At 60.3% G+C, this 20,235-nt stretch carries 16 protein-coding genes; 7 read left to right on the top strand and 9 right to left on the bottom strand.

The window, feature by feature from the left end; translation table 11 throughout:
* Positions 1–4 precede the first annotated feature (4 nt).
* Entirely contained in the window at positions 5–307 is a 303-nt protein-coding gene (locus DFR46_RS11395) for a hypothetical protein (RefSeq protein ID WP_116236550.1), read from the bottom strand.
* A 28-nt stretch (positions 308–335) separates the two neighbouring features.
* Positions 336–3,209, bottom strand: a complete 2,874-nt coding sequence (locus DFR46_RS11390; RefSeq protein WP_116236549.1) for a M16 family metallopeptidase — start codon at positions 3,207–3,209, stop codon at positions 336–338.
* A gap of 177 nt (positions 3,210–3,386) precedes the next feature.
* On the opposite strand from DFR46_RS11390, the gene clpB reads away from it, so the two are divergent.
* From clpB to DFR46_RS11375, 3 genes are all read left to right on the top strand, one after another.
* Positions 3,387–5,966 carry an ATP-dependent chaperone ClpB gene (gene clpB / locus DFR46_RS11385; RefSeq protein WP_116236548.1) on the top strand — a complete coding sequence of 860 codons (2,580 nt, stop codon included), beginning with the start codon at positions 3,387–3,389 and terminating at the stop codon, positions 5,964–5,966.
* Positions 5,967–5,976: 10 nt separating this feature from the next.
* Positions 5,977–6,846, top strand: a complete 870-nt coding sequence (locus DFR46_RS11380) for a methyltransferase domain-containing protein (protein WP_116236547.1) — start codon at positions 5,977–5,979, stop codon at positions 6,844–6,846.
* Between the two features lie 83 nt (positions 6,847–6,929).
* Positions 6,930–7,490 carry a hypothetical protein gene (locus tag DFR46_RS11375; RefSeq protein ID WP_116236546.1) on the top strand — a complete coding sequence of 187 codons (561 nt, stop codon included), beginning with the start codon at positions 6,930–6,932 and terminating at the stop codon, positions 7,488–7,490.
* A 682-nt stretch (positions 7,491–8,172) separates the two neighbouring features.
* Here DFR46_RS11375 and DFR46_RS15005 read toward each other — a convergent pair.
* Both DFR46_RS15005 and DFR46_RS11360 read right to left on the bottom strand, forming a co-directional pair.
* Positions 8,173–8,304, bottom strand: a complete 132-nt coding sequence (locus tag DFR46_RS15005; RefSeq protein ID WP_281270031.1) for a hypothetical protein — start codon at positions 8,302–8,304, stop codon at positions 8,173–8,175.
* A gap of 274 nt (positions 8,305–8,578) precedes the next feature.
* Entirely contained in the window at positions 8,579–8,872 is a 294-nt protein-coding gene (locus DFR46_RS11360; protein ID WP_147297676.1) for a hypothetical protein, read from the bottom strand.
* A gap of 176 nt (positions 8,873–9,048) precedes the next feature.
* Between DFR46_RS11360 and DFR46_RS11355 the strand changes: the two genes are divergently transcribed.
* On the top strand, positions 9,049–10,059 hold the full coding sequence (locus DFR46_RS11355; RefSeq protein ID WP_116236542.1) for a hypothetical protein: 1,011 nt from the start codon (positions 9,049–9,051) through the stop codon (positions 10,057–10,059).
* Here DFR46_RS11355 and DFR46_RS11350 read toward each other — a convergent pair.
* From DFR46_RS11350 to xseA, 5 genes are all read right to left on the bottom strand, one after another.
* On the bottom strand, positions 10,056–11,567 hold the full coding sequence (locus tag DFR46_RS11350) for a putative 2OG-Fe(II) oxygenase (RefSeq protein WP_116236541.1): 1,512 nt from the start codon (positions 11,565–11,567) through the stop codon (positions 10,056–10,058). The genes DFR46_RS11355 and DFR46_RS11350 overlap by 4 nt on opposite strands.
* Positions 11,568–11,705: 138 nt before the next feature.
* Positions 11,706–14,594 (bottom strand): TonB-dependent receptor domain-containing protein, encoded by a 2,889-nt coding sequence (locus DFR46_RS11345; protein WP_245953831.1) that lies wholly within the window; start codon positions 14,592–14,594, stop codon positions 11,706–11,708.
* 282 nt (positions 14,595–14,876) lie between these two features.
* On the bottom strand, positions 14,877–15,764 hold the full coding sequence (locus tag DFR46_RS11340; protein ID WP_245953830.1) for a M23 family metallopeptidase: 888 nt from the start codon (positions 15,762–15,764) through the stop codon (positions 14,877–14,879).
* 8 nt (positions 15,765–15,772) lie between these two features.
* Positions 15,773–15,976 carry a DUF2093 domain-containing protein gene (locus DFR46_RS11335; RefSeq protein WP_116236539.1) on the bottom strand — a complete coding sequence of 68 codons (204 nt, stop codon included), beginning with the start codon at positions 15,974–15,976 and terminating at the stop codon, positions 15,773–15,775.
* 14 nt (positions 15,977–15,990) lie between these two features.
* Complete coding sequence (gene xseA, locus DFR46_RS11330) at positions 15,991–17,406, bottom strand: exodeoxyribonuclease VII large subunit (RefSeq protein ID WP_116236538.1); 1,416 nt, start codon at positions 17,404–17,406, stop codon at positions 15,991–15,993.
* 19 nt (positions 17,407–17,425) lie between these two features.
* Here xseA and purD point away from each other — a divergent pair, with 19 nt between their 5' ends.
* The 3 genes from purD (at position 17,426) to DFR46_RS11315 (ending at position 20,191) form a co-directional block, all read left to right on the top strand.
* Positions 17,426–18,697 (top strand): phosphoribosylamine--glycine ligase, encoded by a 1,272-nt coding sequence (gene purD, locus DFR46_RS11325; RefSeq protein WP_116236537.1) that lies wholly within the window; start codon positions 17,426–17,428, stop codon positions 18,695–18,697.
* 91 nt (positions 18,698–18,788) lie between these two features.
* Positions 18,789–19,496, top strand: a complete 708-nt coding sequence (locus DFR46_RS11320) for an OmpA family protein (RefSeq protein ID WP_147297675.1) — start codon at positions 18,789–18,791, stop codon at positions 19,494–19,496.
* Positions 19,497–19,606: 110 nt separating this feature from the next.
* The gene (locus DFR46_RS11315) at positions 19,607–20,191 is read left to right on the top strand and encodes a hypothetical protein (RefSeq protein ID WP_116236535.1); all 585 of its coding nucleotides are present in this window, start codon (positions 19,607–19,609) and stop codon (positions 20,189–20,191) included.
* Positions 20,192–20,235 lie beyond the last annotated feature (44 nt).

The raw sequence follows: 20,235 nt of genomic DNA, 5'->3' as shown, positions 1-20,235 counted from the left end.
GCGATTAGCCGGTTTTCTTCGCCGTAAACGGCATTTCACCGAAGGCGCCGGCCTTGATGTTGCCGGCCATCGTGTCACCTTCGACAGTTGCCGTGCCTTCCAGCGTCATCGGCATCGGAACGGTGATGTCCATTTTCCAGGTCAGCGTGTTGCCGTCGACCTTGCCGTCCTGCACTTCGGCCGAACCGGTCGCGCCGGCATTGGTACCCGTTACCGTGTCGCCATCCTGGCTCAACGTCATTGTCGATTTCTGCTCACCCATTGGCGAGTTCACGACTGCATCCCAGGTTCCGCTTACATCCGTCATAACAATTCCTTCCTTACAGTGATGTCAGTTATTCGCTTGCGACTGTTTCCACAGGCAGACCCAGTGCGTCAAGCTGTTCCCGGACCTGGCCGGCATCTCCCACGACAACCCAGGTGAACGCCGAAGGATCGATGGCTGAACGCGCCGTAGCGTCAAGCTGCTCCCTGCCGAACGAGCGATACATAGCTGCGATGTCATCATAATAATCGTCCGACCGCCCGTAGAGGAGATTGTTGGACATGCCGCCGATCACCCCGCTCGAAGTTTCAAAGCGTCCGGCCAGGCTGCGAATGCTACCAGAGATGGCGCGGCTGAACTCTTCGGGGCGCATGCCGTCGCTCGTGAGGAACGCATCGATCTGTTCCAGCATGGCTGCTATGGAGTCGCCCGTGCGGTCCGCCTGGACCGGCGCGGCGATCGTATAGCTGACCGGCCCGGCGAACCGGTTTACCGATCCGCGGACGCCATAGGACCAGCCGCGCGTTTCGCGTAATTCCATGTTGAGGCGCGACAGGAAGCTTCCCCCCAGCGCCTCATTCACCGTCAGTAACGGCAACAGTTCGTCCGTTCCGACCAGATCGAGCACCTGCCCGCCATAGATGAAGGATTGTGGGGAATTGGGACGATCGACAAGGATGATGCGCGGATTGGCGGCGGGAATCGCAGCCTCCATCGCTTTCGTCCCGGCTTCGCCTTCTACGGTCCAGTCCCCGAACCGAGGCTCAAGCGCCGCAACAACTTCGGCCAGTGTGGCATCGCCCACAACCATGATCGTCAGCTTGTCGGGTCTGATCCAGCTCCGGTGGAAATCGACCAGGTCCTGACGCGTGATGGCGGCCACAGAATCCGGCGTGCCAAGACCGCTGGTCGGCCTGCCATAGGGGTGCTGCTCGCCGAAAAGCGCCGGCCAGAGGTTGAGGCTCGCCATGCTGGCAGGCGTTGTCCGCTCTGTCGTAATCGTCGAGAGCTGCGCCGCGCGGATCCGCTCAATCTCCGAAGGCGCGAAAGCGGGATTGCGCACAACATCCTGCAAAAGATCGAGCGACGGCTCGTAATTGGCCGCCAGCGCAAAAATCCCCAGCGAGGTCCTGTCCAGGCTGGCACTCGCGCTCATCGCTGCGCCGAGCCTTTCCTGCGCCTCGGCGATCTGCACGGAATTGAGCGTGGTCGTGCCTTCCGACATCAGCGACAGCATGAGAGCCTGAGTGCCGAGCTGATCAGCGCGATCAGCCGCGTTACCCGCGTCGAAACTCAGCCGCGTCAACAGCGTCGGCACGGCAGTCCGCCGCACAAAGTGCACTTCGACCCCGTTCGACAGAGTCGCCCGCTCCACTTCCGGGAAATCGAGATCGTCGATCTCGCCGACTTCTGGACGGGGCACGGTACGGGTGCCCAGACTGGCGCTTGCCGCCGCCGGGGACGGTTCAGCAGTTTCCTCGCCAGGCTGCAAATAGAAGGCCGGGCTGTTCAGGCCGCCCGTGCGCTCGCCACCAACGGAAGACGCCTCCTCATAAGCACCGCGTTCGCCGGGATCGACGCGCATCGCCAGAACCGGCCGGGTCAACCATTGCTGCATCGCCGCGCGCGCACTGTCCGGCGTCACCGCGCCCAGTCGCTCGAGCCGGGTCCGGTAATAGGAGGGATCGTTCGAATACAGCTCGCCGGTGGCAAGAACTGCGGCTTTGCCGGTAAACCCGCCAACCTGCTCAAGCCCGGCAATCCGCCCGGAAACCTCACTCATCGCGACCCGGTTCACCTCGTCCTGGGTCGGGCCATTGGCGATATAGTCCGCAATCAATTCGTCCAGACGGGCGGACACGGCATCGGCATCGGCCGTCGGCGCGACATTGACCTGCACTTCGAACAGGCTGACATACTCAAATTCCTGCAGGAAAGTCGTTACGGAGACTGCTGTCTGCTCATCGCGCACGAGCACATTGTCGAGCCGCGAACTGGCCAAACCGCCAAAGACGCTCGCCGCGACATCGAGGTCGCTGGTCGCCGGGTCGTTCAGACCGGGCACGACCCAGGTCCTGTAAAGCCGCGTCGTCGCGACATTGTCCTGCATGACGATCTCGCGCCGCTCGGAGAGCGTCGGGATGCCAGGGTCGACCTGTTCGGTTTCCGGGCCGCGCGCGATATCGCCGAAATAGCGTTCAACCATCTCACGGGCTGTCGCCATATCGATATCTCCGGCCAGCACCAGAACGGCGTTATTCGGGCCATAATGCCGACCGAACCAGGCCTGGACATCCTCCATACTAGCTGCATCCAGATCGGCCATCGATCCGATCGTCGAATGGCCATAGGGATGATCTTCGCCGAACAGCGCCTCGATCTGCGCATAGTCGACCAGGCCATAGGGCTGGTTGTCGCCCTGCCGCTTTTCATTCTGGACAACGCCGCGCTGGTTATCGAGCTTTTCCTGCGTCACCGCACCCAGCAGATGCCCCATACGATCCGATTCGAGATAGAGCGCGAGTTCAAGGCCCTGGGTCGGCACGGTCTGGAAATAATTGGTGCGGTCATACCAGGTCGTGCCGTTGAAATCGGTTGCGCCGATTTCGCGCAACGGTTCGAAGAAATCGCCGGGCGCGTTTTCCGAACCGTTGAACATCAGATGCTCGAACAGATGCGCAAAGCCGGTCTGCCCCTCCGGCTCGTGTCGCGACCCGACATGGTACCAGATGGAAACGGCCACCACCGGTGCCTTGTGATCTTCATGCACGATGACCCTGAGGCCATTGTCGAGCGTGAAACGCTCAAAGGGAATCTCGACCTCGTTGACCAGATCCGCGACCGTCACATTGGGCTGCGGGCCGACAGGGGCCTCCTCCAATGCCTGGGCGGGGAAAGCGAGGAAGGCGAGCGGCGCCAGGACTGCCAGCTTCAAGGAACGCATCTATTCTATCTCCCGGAAAATACGCTGCGAACCATAGCGCCGCAAAGGGCACGTGCAAGTCGCGCTTGCGGTCGCTCGACGAACGCCTAAATCTATCGACAAAGATCGTACGGCAACGCCTTGTGTTGTATTTTCGCAACACTATATCGGACCAAAGAGCGAAACAGGGACGAACTTATGAATCTCGAAAAATTCACCGATCGCGCCAAGGGCTTTCTGCAATCGGCGCAAACCGTTGCCATCCGGATGAACCATCAACGGGTATCGCCAGACCACCTCCTCAAGGCGCTTTTGGAGGACGATCAGGGTATGGCATCGGGCCTTATCGCCCGCGCCGGCGGCAGCGCCGAAGCAGCGGTGCGGGAAAATGATGCCGCGCTGGCGAAAATCGCCCAGGTATCCGGCGGCGGAGCACAGCAGACTCCCCAGCTCGACAATGATTCCGTACGGGTGCTCGACCAGGCCGAGCAGATCGCCAATACCGCCGGCGACAGCTATGTCACCGTTGAACGGCTGTTGCTCGCGCTTACCCTCGCCAAGGGCATATCGGCTGGCGATGCGCTCGATAATGCGGGATTGAAGCCCGAAGCGCTGAATGAGGCAATCAACGAACTGCGGGGCGGCCGCACGGCCGACACTGCTTCGGCCGAAGACCGGTATGATGCACTCAAGAAATTCGCCAACGACCTCACCGAGCGAGCGCGCGACGGCAAGATCGATCCGATCATCGGTCGCGACGAGGAGATTCGCCGCACCATCCAGATTCTCGCCCGCCGTACCAAGAATAACCCGGTACTGATCGGCGAGGCCGGCGTCGGCAAGACCGCGATAGCCGAAGGTCTGGCCCTGCGCATTGCCAATGGCGACGTGCCCGACGGAATCAAGGACCGGAAACTGATGGCGCTCGACATGGGCGCGCTCATCGCCGGTGCGAAATATCGCGGCGAGTTCGAAGAGCGGCTCAAGGGCGTACTCGACGAGGTCAAAGACGCCGAGGGCGAGATCATCCTGTTCATAGACGAGATGCACACATTGGTTGGCGCCGGCGCGTCCGAAGGATCGATGGACGCCTCCAACCTGTTGAAGCCGGCACTGGCCCGGGGCGAGCTGCACTGTATCGGGGCGACGACGCTCGACGAATATCGCAAATATGTCGAGAAGGATCCGGCCCTGCAGCGGCGTTTCCAACCGGTGATGGTCGAGGAACCCAATGTCGAGGACACCATCTCGATCCTTCGCGGCATCAAGGAAAAATACGAGCTCCATCATGGCGTACGGATAACCGATGGCGCGCTGGTCTCCGCCGCAACCCTCTCCGAACGCTATATCACCGACCGGTTTCTGCCCGACAAGGCAATCGACCTCATGGACGAAGCCGCCTCACGGATCCGCATGGAAGTGGAATCCCGGCCCGAAGAAATCGAAACGCTTGATCGGCGGATCATCCAGCTCAAGATCGAGCGCGAGGCTCTGTCCAAGGAAAAGGACGATGCTTCGAAAGACAGGCTGGCGACGATCGACAGCGAACTTGCCAATCTCGAGGAAGAGAATACCGCGCTGACCCAGCGCTGGCAGGCCGAACGCGACAAGATCCACGCCGAGGCCGCGCTCAAGGAACAGCTCGATGCAGCGCGCATTGCGCTGGAACAGGCGCAGCGCGCGGGCGATCTCGCCAAGGCAGGCGAACTATCCTATGGCGCAATCCCCGATCTCGAACGCAAGCTGGCAGAAGCTGGTGAGGCGACCGAGGGCGCGATGCTGCGCGAAGAAGTGACGAGCGAGGATATCGCCTCGATCGTTGCCCGCTGGACCGGCATTCCGATGGAACGGATGCTGGAAGGCGAGCGGGAGAAGTTGCTCGCGATGGAAGAAGCGATCGGCAAACGCGTCATCGGCCAGGAAGATGCCGTCAAAGCCGTGTCCACAGCCGTTCGCAGATCGCGTGCCGGTTTGCAGGACCCCAACCGGCCGCTCGGCTCCTTCCTGTTTCTCGGGCCAACCGGCGTAGGCAAGACGGAACTTACCAAGGCGCTCGCCGAATTCCTGTTCGACGACCAGTCGGCAATGGTCCGCATCGATATGAGCGAGTTCATGGAGAAGCATTCGGTCGCGCGGTTGATCGGCGCGCCGCCGGGTTATGTCGGTTATGACGAAGGCGGTGTGCTTACCGAAGCCGTTCGCCGGCGCCCCTATCAGGTGATCCTGTTCGACGAGGTCGAAAAGGCGCATAATGATGTGTTCAATGTACTACTCCAGGTGCTGGACGATGGCAGGCTTACCGACGGCCAGGGCCGCACGGTCGATTTCTCCAACACGTTGATCATTTTGACGAGCAATCTCGGAAGCCAGTATCTGTCTTCACTCGGGGACGATCAGACGGTCGACGAGGTTGAGCCGCAAGTCATGGAAACGGTACGCGGGCATTTCCGCCCCGAATTCCTGAACCGGCTCGACGAGATCATCCTTTTTCACAGGCTCAGCCAGGAACATATGGCGCCGATCGTCGACATCCAGGTTGCCCGTGTCGGCAAGTTGCTCAAGGATCGCAAGATCGCAATCGAGCTTAGCGACAAGGCGCGCGAGTGGCTGGGCCGGGTCGGCTACGATCCCGTCTACGGCGCAAGGCCGCTCAAACGCGCGGTGCAGAAATATCTGCAGGACCCACTGGCCGATGCCATCCTGCGCGGCGATGTGCTGGATGGCACAACCGTGAAAGTCGATGAAGGAGATGGTGCACTTGCCATGACTTTCGGTTAAGTCTTTCGGCATGACCAAAGCCAAAGCATGGAGCGCCTATTGGGCCCAGATGGGCGAAGCGGGTGGGTGCCTGCCGGGCGCGCCGCCCGTCGTCGAAGCGCAACTGGCGCAACTATGGGAAGAGTTCGCCCAGGGCTTTGCACCGGGTTCGAAACTGCTCGATCTTGCTTGCGGTACGGGGGCGGTCATGCGCTCCCTTCTGCGCGGCAACGACCGCCTCGATTTAACAGGCGTGGACTATGCCGTGTTGCCGAAAACGCGAACGAAAAAAGTCAGGCTCGTCGGCGAAACCGATATTGCCGCGCTTTCCTTTGCCGATGAGAGTTTCGATGGCCTGTCGAGCCAGTTCGGGGTGGAATATAGCGATATCGGGCAAAGCGCCCCCGAAATGGCGCGCGTTGCAAAGACCGGTGCCTCGCTCCGCTTGGTCGTCCATCATGCCGCAAGCCCGATCGTCGCGCAAAACCGAAGCCGATATGCGGCGCTGAATGCCATCGCTCAATCCGCAATCCTCAACATGGCGCGCTCTGCCGTTGTCCAGCCAGGGTCCAGTACTGCGTTGCTTTCCCAGGCGTTTTCGCTGATCGCGCGGAACCATCCCGACCAGAGTGTAGTGCGCGAAATTGCCGCAGGCGTGGATAATGCGATCCGGATCGGCGGAAAGAAAGGAGCAGGCGAGCTTGATCGGATCGATACGAATCTGGCGCAGGAATGCGGCGTTCTCGGCGCGCTTCTGAAGGTCGCGCTAGACGAACCCGGTATCGAGGCGTTCCTCGCATCGCTCGACGGCGCATTTCAATGCGCACCGCCCGGCCCGATCCAGATCCGGGGTCTGGCCGAACCGATCGCCTGGCTCGTCACAGGAACGCGAAACGCCTAGTCACCAAGCCTAGCCAGACGGACGATTATCGGTAATGATGCTTGAACAGTATCAATGACGATACCGCCCTTCCGGAGTTGTAGATGATGCGTATTTCCCGACTCACCCCGATCGCCGCGGCCGCGCTCCCATTATTCATGGCGACACCCGCTCATGCCGATGACGGGGAAGAGGCCCTTGAACCTTTCCGGGAGTGCGGCACGATTGCCGAGGGGCCCGCGCGGCTCGCCTGCTTCGATGCAGCGCTATCCGGTGCCGATGCCGCCCAACAGGCCCGCCAGGAGCGGAGAAGGCGCCGCACAGTCGAAGATTTCGGGCTTTCTGGAATACAGATTGAAGAACGTTACGAGCGCGAGCTGCGCCGGTCTGAGGAACGCGGGGGGTCAGCAGAAGACGTTGCCGACCTCGCACCGCCCGAGCCCGAGTCGGTAACATCGGTTATCACGGAAACCTTCATCGACGGGACACGGCGGCGCGTATTCCTCCTGGAGAACGGCCAGATTTGGCGCGAAGGCAGCAACACCACCCTGCGCGGACGCATACGCGTCGGATCGACCGCGACAGTATCGCGTGGCGGTATCGGCGGCTACAGATTGCGTATCGAAGGCAGAACGGGCTTCATCTCGGTCGCGCGGATCCGTTAGCCGGCCCACCAAGAAAGCCTGCTATCGCCGGATGCGAATGAAAATGTTCCTACCCGACATTGGCAACCGACTAATTCGGGCAGTTGACAGCGGCGCAGCTGTTAACCCGGGAACGATCATAAACGTCCCGGGTATCGCGATTGCCGCTGGTGTACATTTCTTCCCATTCGGCGAGCGTCATACAGATGCGAACACGCCTGGCATTCGAACCGGTTACGCGCCGGGTTCGGCAGCGTATCCGCTGCGACGGGTCATCGACTTCTTCAACCGCAACATTTTCGGTCGCCGTTTCGCCGCCTTCTGCTTGTGCGGACGCCTGGGTTGCAAGCGCTAAACACGACAAAGCGAACACTGAAAGGCCATATTTCATCGAGGGCCTACTTTCATAGGTAATTCACTACTGTACCCGGCGTCGATCATATCGAATGAGCCGCTCTGCGTCGAATCGTGCTGAAGGCGATTAGGAAGCCCGCGCGCATCGCGGCTACTATTACGGGCGAACTCGCACCATTCCACTATCGTCATGCACACAGGTATCCGCCTGGCGTCGGAACCCGTGAGACACCGGCCACGACACCATATCTGACAGCTGCGTCGGTCGTTATCGGTTAAATTTCGATGGCAGGCCTGGATTCATCACGGTCGCGCGGGTTCGTAAACTGATGAACAGAGAGAAGCTTCCCTATTCGGGGCCACCTACCGAGAATCCCGGATCGATATTTCTGTTTATCGAATCGCGCTGGGCATCATCAAGAACCCTGCGCGCATCGCGATTGCCATTGCGCGCGAGCTCGCTCCATTCCGCAACCGTCATGCACACGCGTATCCGTCTCGCGTTGGAACCGGTAACGCGCCGGTTCCGGCACCGAATTCTCTGGGACGGATCTTCCTCTTCAGCCGCATCAATATTTTCGGATACCGTTTCCTGGTCCTCAACCGAGGCAGAAGCAGGCACGTTAAAAACAAAAGCAGACATAACAAATGCAACAAAAGGTAACTTCAATGCTCACTCCATACAATTATTCGCTTAAGCGAACGGTTCTTGGTAACTGTGTCGGTAGAATAGCGCTGCTCCGGCAGCGCCGAGACTAGTTGCGCTGCGTCGAATCGCGTTGAGCATCATCAAGAACCCTGCGCGCATCGCGATTGCCATTGCGGGCGAGCTCGCTCCATTCCGCAATCGTCATGCACACGCGGATCCGCCTTGCGTTGGAACCCGTCACTCGCTGGTTTCGACACCGAACCCGCTGGGAAGGATCTTCTTCGACGGCTTCTTCAGCCGCTACATCGTCCGCCGAAGCGTTGCTCTCTTCGGTCATTGCGTGCAGGGGCGCAGCTGCAACCACGACAGACAGTGAGAGGACCAATAGAGGCTTTTTCATAAGGAAACCTTCGCTAAGTTAATGTTCGAAAAATGCCGTTCATTCTCGATAGGATGCTGGAAACTAACCGCATAATTGCTGCACGACAAGGTTGGCGCGGAAATTCCAGCCAAAAGACGGAGCGGCAGACCAAATATTCATTGGTCCATTTCCCGCAAACTGGTAGCCAATGGGCAATGATTGAACTTCAAGATGCCGCATGGCTGGCCCATCGCTACGATGAAGCGAGCGACAATTACCAGTTTGTCCACCTTCCGCGCGGAGCACGGGGGGAAGCGACATTTCTGTCCGACGAATATCTGCCTCCCGATCTGCACACGGAAATTGTATCGAGAAGCGAACTGGGAGTTTTGGAACCGAACCGGACCCCCATTCACTTCATTTTCCATTCGGGCTTTTGCTGTTCCACGCTTTTGACGCGCGCGCTCGAACTGCCTGGCAAAGCGACCAGTCTGAGCGAGCCCACATTGTTGCGCGATATGGTCGGTTTTTTCGATCGGGGGGCGCATAGAGACCGCTATCCGGCGGTGTTCGCCCGGACATTGCAACTGCTCGCACGGCCGTTCGAACCCGGGGAAGCCGTGATCGCCAAGCCGTCCTGCGTTGTGAACCGGCAAGCGAAAACGATTTTGGCGACCTCCCCATCCAGCCAGGCAATTTTCCTCTACGCGCCAATCCGGGTGTTCCTCAATTCGATAGCCCGCAAGGGAATTACGGGCAGACTGTGGGGCCGGGAGCTGTTCCGCGGACTGCACGGCTCCAACAGGCCCGATCTGGGATTCAGCGAAGAGGAGCTCTTCGGCCAGACGGACTTGCAGATCGCGGGCCTCGCCTGGCTGGTCCAGAACCGGATTTACCAGTTGTTGCTGGCTGAGTTCGGAGAGGAGCGCATCCGGTCGCTCGATAGTGAGTCCTTCCTGGCCCGCCCGGCAGAAACGCTGGAAGGTATCGGGAGTTTGTTCGATCTGGGTATCGGTTCAGTTCAAGCTCAGGAGATTGCGCATAGCGACGTGTTTCACCGCCACTCCAAATTTGGAGAGAAATTCGACGCTGACGAGAGAAAACGGGAGCGCGCCGCCGGCGACAGCGCTCATGCCGACGAGATCGAAAAAGTCGCATTGTGGGTAGAAACGGTTGCCCGGGGACTGGGTATCGCCATGCAGCCTGCCGGCCGGCTTTTGGACTAACTTCCGCTTCCAGACGGTTTCTTGACGTCGAAAGCGACAGTTAGCCTTTCGCCATCGTCGAAGGGGACAGTCCCGTGCCACATGATAGAGGGGAACAAGGCCAGATGCCCGACCTTGGGTTCCACCGTGTGATAGGCGGGCAGATCGAGCGCCAGCTCTTCGGGCGGTTGCCCAAAGGCCAGCCAGCCTGCCGGCGGATCGCCGAGCTGGCCCGGTGATGGCAGGCTTACGTACAGCGCGGAACTATACCAGCCCATGGGATGGATATGATTGGTGTGGCGGCCAGCCCCCGCAAGGCGAACCGACCAGGAGCCTCCAAATTGCACATTGCCGGGCGCGAAGCGGAGAATGGGATGATCAGGGTCAATCGGAGCCAGGGTTTGCATATGGCAAGCCACGGTATCGACGATGGCCGCTCGCAATGCGCGTATCTGCTTGTCTGCGCGCGCGAATAGCGGGCCATCGGTCTGCGTTCCGCCGCGAACTGACTGGCCGGCCATGTCTGCCTTGAGAACATGCAGCGTCCGCAAATGCGCGGCGAGCTCCTCCATGTCGACCCGGTCTCCGATGTCGTAAGTCTTGATCAGTCGCTCATCACGCTCAAGCCAGCGCCAGCGCTTGTCGTCAAGCATCCGCCATGCCAATCCGAGATAGGGCCACATTTCATTGGCCTCCGCATCTTTTCTGTGGGCCTCCCCGCATCGTGCTGCCTCTTCCGGCCTGCCGGTGCGAAGCATATGGCGCATATACCGGACGGCGAGTGGCATCTCTACATGTGGGGCAACGCGCTCAAACAACCGATCCGCGCGTTCGTGATCGCCCAGCTCCGACGCGCAGATCGCCTCGCAGATATCGAGGTTGCGCACTTCTTTCACCGAAGACCGCGCGCGCGCGACTACCGTGTCGGCCTCGGCGAAACGCTCAACCTGGATGAGCGAATTTATCATTTTGAACCATAACGGGCTGTTATGGGGAGCAGCCAGCAGCGCCCGTTCGAAGCCTTCGGTAAACTTTTCGCGCTGGCCTATCATCCAGTAGAAACCGGCGAGCGCTTCCTGACCTTCGATCCATTCCGGGCTTTGGAGGAGAATTGCATCAAGATCGGCAATCGCGTTTTCAGTTTGGCCCAATGCGGACTGCGCGGCGGCACGCCCCAGAAGAACGGAACCGTCCGCCGGAGAACAGGCTCGGGCGGCATCGAACAAATCAACATCCGGCCGCCCGGCCTCCAGGGTAACCCGAGCAAGAGCGTGGGTGACTTTCGGATCGTTTGGCGCGAGTTCAACCGCCCGTGCAAAGGCCGTTATCGCTGCTGCGGAATCCTCTTCGGCGCGATGCAGCAGCCCGAGCACATGCCAGAGCCGCAAATGGTCCGGGTGTTTCTTGAGCGCCGCCTCGACGCGCGCGATCGCGTCTTTCGCCCTGCCTGCATCACGTAACTGAAGGGCCTGGCTAACAAGCGCTTGCGGATCGTCCGCTCCAACTGGTGCTCCTGCATCAGAAGCCATCGCGCATCATCCTATTCACCAAGTGCCGATTTATCGCGTTTCAACCATATCGTGCGGCCGCGCAAGCCAGCAGGTCATACAAAAAAGGGCGGTGAGGTCTCCCTCACCGCCCTGATTTTTTTGGTTTGGTCGAACGCTTTAGAAGCGCAGGCGACCGGTAACCGAGTAACGACGGCCAAGCGTGTCATACGTCGTCGGATAGGTTTCACCCGAGTTATATGAGCTCGAACCGATAAACGAGCTGGTTTTCGGCGGATCGCGATCCAGCAGGTTGAAGACCGACAGCGTGATGTCGAAATTCTCGCTGACATTCGAACGAACCGTCAGGTCGAAATAGCTCGCATCGTCAAAGGCTTCCGATTCGTCGAGGAAGCCGTTGCCCTGACCGCGGAATTCATATTCCACACCGTCAATCCAGCGCCACAGCAGCGAGACGTCGACAAGATCGTCAATGCTGACTGTCGTCCGCAGGTTGAACGCCCATTCCGGCGTGATCGGTTCGCAGTTACCGCTGTACAAGCCAACGCACTCACGAGTGAGATTGTTCGGGTTGGCCGGGTTGGCGTTGAACGTCAGCGAATCGGTCCAGGTACCGTTGAGGTCCCAGTTGATCGAACCGAAGCTGACCGGCAGCGTGTAGTTGACCCGGAAGTCGACACCGCTGGTCTTAAGTTCACCCAGGTTCGAGAGCTGGAGAATAAGACCAGCTGTCTCGCCACCGCCGTTCAGCGAACCGTTGATCGGGTTACGACCGATATTGGCGCACTGCGCCGGATCCGAACCGTTGCCGTTTCCGTTGGGACCGAAGCAAGGCGTCAAAATGTCGCCCGGGTTCGGCGTCGTGATAGCACCAGTCACTTCGATGTCGAAATAATCGACCGAGACAACCAGGCCCGGAACCTGCGGCGGAGTCGCCACAAGGCCGAGTGTGATCGATTCGGCTTCTTCAACATCAAGATTGACGTTGCCACCCGAGGTCGCGTTGATCTGCGCGGCAGAAGGCTGCGGAATTGCACCGATCGTCGCGGCGGGTGCGCCCTGTGCGATACAGATCGCGGTCAAGGTCGCATTGCCCACCGGGTTGGCACCAGCGCACGGATCAACCGGAAGCGGCGTCAAGCCCGTGGTAACGGGGGCAAACAGCTCACCGATGTTCGGCGAACGCACCGATACCGAGTAGATACCACGGAAGCGGAAGCCTTCGAACGGTTCCCAGCTACCACCCGCTTTCCAGGTCGTGCTGGTGCCGGTGTTGGAATAATCCGACACACGGATGCCGCCTTCAGCCTGGAGGCTGTAGAAGCCCGGAACGTCTTCGAGGATCGGCACGATCAGCTCGGCAAAGCCCTCGATGACGTCATACTGGCCGCTGAAGGTCGGAGCCGGAGCACCGGTGCCGAGAACTTCGTCCTGCGTACCGGCGGAAACGTCGGCAATACGGCTGGCCGTATATTCGCGATACTCGACACCGACAGCGAAGCCGATCGGGGTCTGCGTGAAGAAGCCCGTCTCACCAAACGTACCGTTGAGCGAGGCGTTGACGACCGACAGCGAGGTCGAGTCGGTGAAGCCCGAAGGCTGGTTGAAGAAGGCAACCGAGCGCGGATCGATGTTCGTGCCGCCCGGTCCGCCACCTTGCAGGTTGAGCGGGAAACAACCGTTCGATGCATCGAAACAGGTCGTCGTGCTGGTCGCGTTGAGCGCCTGCTCGATGCGCGACTTCAGACCCCAGTTGGTGCGCGTGATCGTACGCTGCGATTCGCCATATGTCGCATAGACATCATAGCTGATCGTCGGGCTGAGATCGCCGCGCACACCGGCCCAGATCTGGAACTGGTTGGTGACGATGTCAGTCTGGCGCGGACCCTGCTCAACCAGACGGCGGTTGATGATGACATCCGGCGCAAGATAGTTGGGATCGTTCGGATCGGCCGCGTTGCGAGCCGCCGTACAGGTTACCGGATCGATCGGCACAGCGAAGCTGGCGCAGATCTGCTGGACCTGGGTGTCCGTCAGGAACGGGTTGTTCAATGGCAGAGCGAACGGATCGCCGAAGAGACCCGAAGGTGCCAGCTGCAGGCTCACCGTCGAATTGGTGAACATGCCGCGGGTGTAAACTTCGATGCCCGGAGCAACTTCATAGTTGGCCGTGCCGAAGATGTTGTAACGTTCGAACGGCGTCTGGAAATAGTTGAACGGCGCATAGTTGAACGTGTTGTAGGTCGGAACCAGAGTCTGACCGGCCGGATCGATCTGCTGGCCGTTGAAGCGCGTCGGGACCGAAGTACCCGAACCCAGAGCGTTGCCACCGAAAGTAGCATTCTGCGAAATCAAACGGCTGGCTTGAATCACATCGTCGACTTCCTGGTAGCCGATGCTCAACGACGCGTTACCGCGACCATCGTCGAAATTGGCGCCCAGGGTGACATCGCCGCGGATGCGCTCGCCATCGCCACGCTCGTTGATGCCGAAGGTGAAGGCAGCTTCAAGACCTTCGAAATCGCGACGCAGCACGAAGTTGGCAACGCCCGAAATGGCGTCGGCACCGTACACCGACGAAGCACCGCCGGTGATGACTTCAACGCGCTCGACCAGCGCGACCGGGATGATGTTCAAATCGGTCTGGCTGGCAATCGTCGAAGGCACGAGGCGCGTACCGTCCAGAAGGACGAGGCTGCGCGTCGAACCGATGTTGCGCAGGTTCAGCGTCGACGTACCGTTCGAACCGTTGTTGACCGAGCTGTTGGTGCCCGGCGCGATGCCCGGCAGTTCGCCGATCAGCTCTTCAGCGTTGGTTGCCTGACGATAATCAATCTCGTCGCCCCCAACAACCTGGATCGGGCTCGACTGCTCGAGGTTCGGGTTCGTAATGCGCGTACCCGTAACAACGATGGATGGCTGGTTCGCCGTAGCGGCCGCCAGCTGTTCGTTATTCTGCGCGAAGGCAGGCGTCGACATCATTGCGATGCCGATCACGACAGGTGCAGCACCCGTCTTGAGTTGAGTAAATTTGGAAGTCTTGGTCACGTTTCCAGCCCCTTATCTCTGGAGTAGATACCGCACGATCGCGGCCTAAAATTCTAGCCTTTCTAGGATTGGTCCGAACATACGACACGCGCAGCTCATCCATAGGCTTGGAGCGTCACTGCATGGAGAAGGGCGAGCTGTAAAGCAAAGGTTCAGCTTCCAGAACGGGTTCGCGGGAATATGTCGCCAAAATGCAACAGTTTAGGTTTAGGCCCCGATGAATCGCTATATGCTAGCCTTTTGCGGCGCTTCACTGCCCGAAAACACTTGAAAATCGAGAGCCTATCGGTCTCCGCCAGATCGGTTCACGGGCATCGGCCCGGCGAGGAAACGGGGATCGATTCGCTCGGTGCCCCATTTCATACCCCAGTGAAGATGGGGTCCGGTTGCACGGCCGCTGGAACCGATTGCCGCAATCCTCTCGCCCCGCTGGACGCGCTGCCCTTCCTCCACGTCAATGCGCGAAAGATGGAGAAAAGCGCTGTTCAGCCCCATGCCATGATCGATAATCACCAGATAACCCTCAAGCGTGAAGGGCGTCCGAGTTGCCAGAACCACCACCCCATCCGCAGGCGTCACGACCGGTGTTCCGCTGGACCGGACAATATCGACCCCGCCATGGTAGGAGCCCGGCTCCCCCCGATATACGCGCTGGGACCCGAACACACCGCTTATACGGCCAGTAACCGGCCACAGGAAATCCTGCCGCCAGCCATCGGTTTCCGACCGGATTTCGCGGGCTGCGACGATCTGGGCGATTTCCGGTGCGCGCCGTCGCTGGAAGTCCGCCGAAGAACGCCCTCCCCGGCGCGCAGCGTTAACATGTTCGATCCGCCAGTCGGTCGGCGCAATTGTCAAAATCTCGGCCAACCGCCGCCCATCGTCGAATTCGGCGGCCAGGGTCGCGGAGGGCCCATGATCGCGGCCGAAACCGATGAGAAACTCTCCTTCCGCGGTCAGCGCTATTTCGGTACTGTCCAGCATCAGGCGCTGCGTTCCGGACGGCGCACGACCGCGCACAACGCCGCCCTGACGGAAAGTTCCGTCGAAAGAGAATGCGGCACGATCCGATTCGGCAACAGCATCTGCGGAAACAACATTGGCGGATTGCGCCATTGCCGCAAAAGAAACCGCGCCAAACCCGGCAATACACAGCGTTATGCCGGCCATCCGCAGCCTCATCCCATTTTCTCCGCAGCGCGCACCGAAATTTCGGCCGTCGCATAGGGCTCCTGCCGCTCGACGCTCCAATAGCGCAGGTCATCCAGCGGAATCGCTTCTCCGGTGACCGCGCACAGCACATGGTCGCCCGGCGAAAGCATGCGGAAGTTGTTGGCCATATAATGGAGTTTGGCGGCTCCCCCGCTTCGTGACGTCAACATTGATGGCTACTCCTTTAATCGAACAATCCGGGCTGGCCTGGCTTGGCCGTCGATTTCCGGGATTTGGGCTTCTCAGGCCTAGAATATGATGCCTTGCCCGCTTCCTCAACCCGCGCGTCAACCCCGCCATCGGCGAATTTCAGCGTTATCGCCTCGGCGGATCGCACGTCAGCGGCCGTGACCAGCGTTTTGCCGTCGCGCGTCGTTATCCTGGCATAGCCGCGCTCCAATGGCCGCTCCGGGTGCAACTGGTCCAGCAATCGCGACACGCCATCCAGCCGGACCTTTCCGTCGAGCAGGCGCGACCGCACAAGATCGAGCCGGAATCGGCCGGTTCGCTGGGCAAAGAAACTCTGCGCCAGATCGAGCCTGATCCGCAAGACACGCGGCAATCGCTCCGCAAGTTCGTCAACCTTTTGCACCTGCGCGGTCAACAGGCTCTCCCGTCTGGGCAGCAGCCGAGCCACATTGGCCAGACGTTCGGCCAGACGCTCGACATGGCGGCGGATCGCCTGCGCCTTGCGTAGCGATGCCTGGTCCAGGGTCGCAAGCAGTTCAGCGCGCACAGGAACGGCCAATTCTGCGGCGGCAGTCGGTGTCGGCGCCCGCATATCGGCTGCAAAATCGGCAAGCGTCGTATCGGTTTCATGGCCAACGGCCGATATGACCGGGATCGCACAATCGGCAATGGCGCGGACAACGGCTTCCTCGTTGAAAGCCCAAAGATCTTCGATGGAACCGCCGCCCCGTGCAACGATCAGCAGTTCGGGCCGCGGGATAACGCCGCCGGCGCCCATCGCGTCGAAGCCCCGTATCGCTCGGGCCACCTGCTCAGCCGCCCCCTCCCCCTGCACGATAACAGGCCAGACGATGACATGGCTCGGCATACGGTCTGCAAGCCGGTGCAGAATATCGCGAATGACCGCGCCCGTCGGCGAGGTCACGACACCGATGATACTCGGCAGGAAGGGCAGGCGCTGCTTGCGCTCCTGCGCAAACAGGCCCTCGGCGGCCAGCGCCTTGCGGCGCTGCTCGAGCAATTGCATCAGGGCGCCCTCGCCGGCCACTTCCAGCCGTTCGATAACGATCTGATATTTCGAACGTCCCGGATAGGTGGTCAGCTTGCCCGTCGCGATCACCTCGATCCCGTCCTCGGGAACAAAGGCCAGCCGATTGGCCTGCCCTTTCCAGATCACACCGTCGATCACCGCAGACTCGTCCTTGAGACCCATATAGCAGTGCCCGGATGCCGCCCGCTTGAACCCTGAAATTTCCCCCTTGATCCGAACATGGCCAAAGCGCTGCTCCACCGCGCGCTTGAGCGCCCGCGAAATTTCCGAAACGGAAAGAGGCGGCGCATTGTCGCCCGCCGGTGTCTCCGCTAGGAGCGCAGCGCCGGGATCGTTCCGGCCGCTTTCCGGCGACGACATATCTGAAGAGGAAGACTGCATGAATGTCCTGTTACTTGGATCGGGCGGACGCGAGCATGCGCTGGCCTGGAAGATTGCGCAATCGCCCAAGCTGACAAAGCTGTTTGCCTCACCCGGCAATCCGGGAATAGCCGAGCATGCCGAAATCGTCGAGATCAAGGATGGCGATCATCGCGGAACGATCGACTTCTGCCTCAAACACTCGATCGAACTGGTCGTGGTGGGCCCCGAGGCACCGTTGGTCGACGGTCTCGCCGACAATTTGCGCACAATGGGTTTTCCCGTGTTCGGGCCTGACAAGGAGGCCGCACGGCTCGAGGGATCCAAGGGTTTCACCAAGGATCTGTGCGCGGAAGCAGGCATTCCGACGGCGCGGTACGCGCGCTTCACATCTGCGGATGCCGCTTTGCCGGCGCTGGAAGAATTTGGCCTGCCGGTTGTCATCAAGGCCGATGGACTTGCGGCCGGGAAAGGCGTCATCATCGCCGAAACGGCCGAAGAAGCCCAAGCTGCGGTGAGCGGGATGTTCGAAGGGGACTTCGGCAAGGCGGGCGCCGAAATCGTCATCGAAGAGTTTCTCGTAGGAGAAGAGGCGAGCTTCTTTGCGCTGGTCGACGGAAAAACGGCCGTCCCGTTCGGCACGGCGCAGGATCACAAACGCGTCGGCGAGGGCGACACAGGGCTGAATACCGGAGGTATGGGCGCCTATAGTCCGGCTCCTGTTCTTGACGAAGCAACGACGAAACGCGTGATGGCGGAGATCGTGACGCCGACCGTGGAAACCCTCGCCGGTCGCGGCACACCTTATAGCGGGGTCCTCTTTGCGGGCCTGATGCTGACCGAAACGGGGCCGCAGCTGATCGAATATAATGTCAGGTTTGGCGATCCCGAATGCCAGGTTCTGATGATGCGGTTCGAGGGGGACCTTCTCGATCTGATGCTGGCCACCGCAGAGGGACGGCTGGACGAGATAGAAACGCCGGCCTTTTCGTCCCAAAGCGCAATGACGGTCGTGATGGCCGCCAGGGGATATCCGGGCACACCCGAAATCGGTGGTGCCATCTCCGGCATCGAAACGGCCGATGCCGGCGGCGCAAAGGTTTTCCAGGCAGGAACAACGAAACAAGACGATTCCCTGATATCAAGCGGCGGCCGGGTGCTCAACGCAACGGCCAAGGCCGAAACGCTCCGGCAGGCGCGTGACATGGCCTATGCAGCGCTTGAAATAGTCGACTTCGCCGACGGTTTCTACCGTGCGGACATCGGATGGCGCGAACTGGAACGTGGTTAACGATTTGCAAAAATCTCGAAAGGCCGACACACTCCGGAGATTCAGGCCAGAGATTCAGGCCTGATTTTCGGGGCGGGCGGGAGCAAAATCAGTGTCGGCACAGGCGAAATTTCTCGTCGGATTATTGGCCGTGGGCCTGTTGACATGGGTCTGGCTGGAGCCATTCGGTCAGGCCAGGGCGATCGCCGATGACATTGAGAGCCGGGCGTCCGAGACGCTGACCGCGCGCGGTGCAGGCAATGTCGGTGTCTCAGTGCCGCGCAGCCCGGTACGCCGGACACTGGAGCTGGCCGGCGACTTGCCGAATATGGAACGCGCTGAGCTCCTCGAAGCGGTGCAGGCGCTTGACGGCGTCTCCTCCGCGACATGGGCTCGGCCCGATCCAGCCGAGGCAGTGGAAATGGCAACGGCCCAAGCAACGGCGGCAGAAACATGTCGCGACGAACTGAACGCCGTGATCGCCAGCCACCGGATCCAGTTCCGCAGCGGTTCACCCTATCTCAACCCGGAGGCGCAACGACTGCTAGACCGGATGGCGGAAATTGCGCACGACTGTACCGGCGTCCGGATCGAAATAGCTGGCCATGGTACCGGCGGAGGACGGCCGAATGTCACGATGGAAATGTCGGCCTTTCGCGCGACAACCGTGCGCGATGCGCTGGTCGAACGCGGTGTATCGGCCGATATGCTGACAACGATTGGCAAGGGTGCGAACGAACCGCTGGAAGGCAATCCGGTGGATCCTGCAAACCGGCGGATCGAATTCACCGTGAGTCTGGCAAATGGGGGAGCAGGCTGATGTTTGCACTGTGGATCGAGCTGCTTCTCCTGAATATCGCGGTTTTCCTGATCGGGCTGGGCATCGCCTGGCTGATCTGGGGCCGGGAAGCAGCCTAGGGAGGGCGATGGATGTTCTATTTGATCGCTAGCCTCTGGTTGGTTTTGTCGCTGTCGGCCATACTCGGTTTCATTATCGGCGCATGGATTTGGCGCGATCCGTCGCGCGATGCACAGGAGGCGGAATTTGGGTATGCTGCGGTCAGCGCCCCGATCATTCCTCCCGCTCCGCCAGCCATTGAGCCCGAGCCGGTCGCGGAACTCCCGACGATTGAGGAACCCGTCGCCGATGCCGAGCCTGAACCTGCGCTGGAACCCGAACCAGAACCCGTCGCGGATAGCGAACCGGAAGCCGTAGCAGAACCGACCCCGGCACCTTCGCCGTTTCTGACCGAACCGAACGGTGAACCGGACAATCTTACGCTCATCAAAGGTGTCGGCCCCAAGCTGGGCGATATGCTCCACGGGCTGGGCGTCTTTCATTTTTCCCAGATTGCCGATTGGGACGCAGACCAGGTCGCAGAAGTCGATTCGCAGCTCGGTACCTTCAAAGGCCGGGTCAGCCGCGATCGCTGGGTCGATCAGGCGCGCATGCTCGCCAACCGCGATATTGCGGCCTTTGAGCGGGAATTTGGAAAAATGAACGGTCGCCTCTAGGTTACCCCAAAGGCTGACAAAAGACATTAAGCTCCGGTTCAGGG

It is taken from the genome of Parasphingopyxis lamellibrachiae (assembly GCF_003385775.1).
GTDB lineage: Bacteria > Pseudomonadota > Alphaproteobacteria > Sphingomonadales > Sphingomonadaceae > Parasphingopyxis > Parasphingopyxis lamellibrachiae.
Note: the sequence above shows the minus strand (reverse complement) of the source record. Positions and strands in the feature narration are given on the sequence as shown.

What these genes read in the sequence shown, in the direction of transcription:
- DFR46_RS11395 (WP_116236550.1), bottom strand. Translation starts at nt 307, where the DNA reads ATGACGGATGTAAGCGGAACCTGGGATGCAGTCGTGAACTCGCCAATG.
- DFR46_RS11390 (WP_116236549.1), bottom strand. Translation starts at nt 3,209, where the DNA reads ATGCGTTCCTTGAAGCTGGCAGTCCTGGCGCCGCTCGCCTTCCTCGCT.
- clpB (WP_116236548.1), top strand. Translation starts at nt 3,387, where the DNA reads ATGAATCTCGAAAAATTCACCGATCGCGCCAAGGGCTTTCTGCAATCG.
- DFR46_RS11380 (WP_116236547.1), top strand. Translation starts at nt 5,977, where the DNA reads ATGACCAAAGCCAAAGCATGGAGCGCCTATTGGGCCCAGATGGGCGAA.
- DFR46_RS11375 (WP_116236546.1), top strand. Translation starts at nt 6,930, where the DNA reads ATGATGCGTATTTCCCGACTCACCCCGATCGCCGCGGCCGCGCTCCCA.
- DFR46_RS15005 (WP_281270031.1), bottom strand. Translation starts at nt 8,304, where the DNA reads ATGACGGTTGCGGAATGGAGCGAGCTCGCGCGCAATGGCAATCGCGAT.
- DFR46_RS11360 (WP_147297676.1), bottom strand. Translation starts at nt 8,872, where the DNA reads ATGAAAAAGCCTCTATTGGTCCTCTCACTGTCTGTCGTGGTTGCAGCT.
- DFR46_RS11355 (WP_116236542.1), top strand. Translation starts at nt 9,049, where the DNA reads ATGATTGAACTTCAAGATGCCGCATGGCTGGCCCATCGCTACGATGAA.
- DFR46_RS11350 (WP_116236541.1), bottom strand. Translation starts at nt 11,567, where the DNA reads ATGGCTTCTGATGCAGGAGCACCAGTTGGAGCGGACGATCCGCAAGCG.
- DFR46_RS11340 (WP_245953830.1), bottom strand. Translation starts at nt 15,764, where the DNA reads ATGGCCGGCATAACGCTGTGTATTGCCGGGTTTGGCGCGGTTTCTTTT.
- DFR46_RS11335 (WP_116236539.1), bottom strand. Translation starts at nt 15,976, where the DNA reads ATGTTGACGTCACGAAGCGGGGGAGCCGCCAAACTCCATTATATGGCC.
- xseA (WP_116236538.1), bottom strand. Translation starts at nt 17,406, where the DNA reads ATGTCGTCGCCGGAAAGCGGCCGGAACGATCCCGGCGCTGCGCTCCTA.
- purD (WP_116236537.1), top strand. Translation starts at nt 17,426, where the DNA reads ATGAATGTCCTGTTACTTGGATCGGGCGGACGCGAGCATGCGCTGGCC.
- DFR46_RS11315 (WP_116236535.1), top strand. Translation starts at nt 19,607, where the DNA reads ATGTTCTATTTGATCGCTAGCCTCTGGTTGGTTTTGTCGCTGTCGGCC.